General features: G+C 59.1%; 1 pseudogene. It reads left to right on the forward strand.

Features of this window, described 5'->3' with window-relative positions:
* Positions 1-63 precede the first annotated feature (63 nt).
* Positions 64-673 (forward strand): annotated as a pseudogene (locus tag Q0936_RS20355) (transposase).
* The last annotated feature ends 54 nt before the right edge of the window (positions 674-727 follow it).

Raw genomic sequence — 727 nt, forward strand, 5'->3', positions numbered from 1 at the left:
GGCTTTGTTGCACAAATCGCGTGAGGGATTCCCTGTTTGGATTCAGTGGGGTAGCAACGGTGCATGAGCAGTTGGTCCTCTACGAAATACAAGACCACGAATTGGCCGTCTTACAATGACGCGTTGAAGCGGCGTGGGTCGCTGACGGTCTGGCTCGATCCAGACATGGCATGGCGTGCGCCACCAACGGGTAAACGCGGGCGGCAACCTGAGTTCAGCAACTCGGCCATCCAAATCTGTCTCACGATGAAGGTGCTGTTTGGCATGCCTTTGCGGCAAACGACGGGGTTCGTGCAAAGCCTGCTGCGTCTGGCAGGGCTAGACTGAAAAGTGCCGGACTTCAGCACTCTGTGCCGCCGTCAGAAGTCACTCTACGTTGCCATCCCCTATCGCGGAGGGACGGGCCTTTTGCACCTGCTGATCCCCTCTCGGGACATTGCTGCGCAATACCCTGCCGGGCAATGGACGCGACAGGGATCAAGGCAGAGGGTGAAGGCTGACCGGATATCACCGCCGAAACCGCGCAGAGACGAAGATGAACTGCGTCAAACGCCTTGGCCAGGGCCTCATGGCCCGAGACTTCGACCGGCAGCTTGCCGAGCTCCAAGTCCGGATCGCGGTGCTCAACCGCTACACCGCCCTTGGCATACCCATCACTGCGCCCACAGGATAAATCCGCCCGGTGAAAGCAGAAGCCCGCTCAGACACCGATTTGTGCAACAGAACC

It is taken from the genome of uncultured Tateyamaria sp., assembly GCF_947488715.1.
Taxonomy (GTDB): domain Bacteria; phylum Pseudomonadota; class Alphaproteobacteria; order Rhodobacterales; family Rhodobacteraceae; genus Tateyamaria.